The 1,381-nt window shown below is 70.7% G+C and carries 2 protein-coding genes; one reads left to right on the forward strand and one right to left on the reverse strand.

What is annotated here, in order from left to right:
- Positions 1-95: 95 nt before the first annotated feature.
- The gene (locus AC1D15_RS32345; RefSeq protein ID WP_477829281.1) at positions 96-398 is read right to left on the reverse strand and encodes a hypothetical protein; all 303 of its coding nucleotides are present in this window, start codon (positions 396-398) and stop codon (positions 96-98) included.
- Positions 399-494: 96 nt separating this feature from the next.
- Between AC1D15_RS32345 and AC1D15_RS32350 the strand changes: the two genes are divergently transcribed.
- Positions 495-1,381: ExeA family protein (locus tag AC1D15_RS32350; protein WP_477829282.1), on the forward strand; the 887-nt coding region annotated here is incomplete at its 3' end.

The raw sequence follows: 1,381 nt of genomic DNA on the forward strand, positions 1-1,381 counted from the left end.
GCCCCGCACGGCTTCCTGCCGAACTGGGTGTTGGTCGTGCTCGCGACCGGCGCGATGGCCCTGGTCGGCTTCGCCCACTCGTTCGTCTGATCGATTCAGCCCCCGAAGTCCTGGTTCAGGCCCAGCGTCGCGCCGGTGTAGCCGCCGGCCTCGGCCGGGCGATGGCGTGACAGGCTCAGGTCCAGGCTGAGCCGGCTCGACAGGTTCCAGCGTCCGCCCAGCCGCGAGACCCGCTCGCCGACGATCCGGCTGTGCTCCAGCAGCACGCTGGCGGCGTCACCGGCCGACCACTCGCCAGCGGTGGCGGCGTCGACGTCGAAGTGCCCGCCGGCCGCATGCGCCGGCAGCAAGGTGAAACACAGCACGAGGGCGGCGAGGAGCGGATACGGATACGGCACGCCGCGAGTATCTGCGCCAGGCATGTCAGGGCGATGGCGGGCGGCGATAGACTGCGCGAGGCCGCACCGGCCGCTCGCACCGTCACCCCCGCCCCCATGTACGCGCCATTCTTCGGGCTCAAGCAGGAGCCCTTCTCGATCGCCCCGGATCCGCGCTACCTGTTCATGAGCGAGCGGCACCGCGAGGCGCTCGCGCACCTGCTGTACGGCGTGCGCGGCGGCGGCGGCTTCGTGCTGCTGACCGGCGAGATCGGGGCCGGCAAGACCACCGTCTGCCGCTGCTTCCTCGAGCAGATCCCGAAGCGCTGCAACGTCGCCTACATCTTCAACCCGAAGCTGACGGTGTTCGAGCTGCTGAAGACGGTGTGCGAGGAATTCCGCATCCCCTACCAGCACACGGGCCCGGGTGCGCCGACCGTCAAGGACTACCTCGACCCGCTGAACGACTTCCTGCTGCGCACGCACGCGATCGGCCTGAACAACGTGCTGATCATCGACGAGGCGCAGAACCTGTCGCCCGACGTGCTGGAGCAGCTGCGCCTGCTGACCAACCTCGAGACCAGCGAGCGCAAGCTGCTGCAGATCATCCTGATCGGCCAGCCGGAGCTGCGCGACATGCTGGCGCGGCCGCAGCTCGAGCAGCTCGCGCAGCGCGTGATCGCCCGCTACCACCTGAAGGCGCTGAGCGAGAAGGAAACCTCGCAGTACATCCGCCACCGCATGGCCGTGGCCGGCATGCGCACCGCGCTGCCCTTCGACCGGCCGGCGCGCCACCGCATCTTCCAGCTCTCGCGCGGCGTGCCGCGGCGCATCAACCTGCTGTGCGACCGTGCGCTGCTGGGCGCCTACGGGCAGGGCCAGCCGCGGGTCGACGCGGGCATCGTCGACAAGGCGGCGGCCGAGGTGTTCGGCTCGGCCCATGACGACGACGCGACGCTGCCGGCCGCCTCGCGCTTCGCGCATGCGGGGCGCTGGGGGCTGGG

This window comes from Rhizobacter sp. P2_H2 (genome assembly GCF_056403375.1).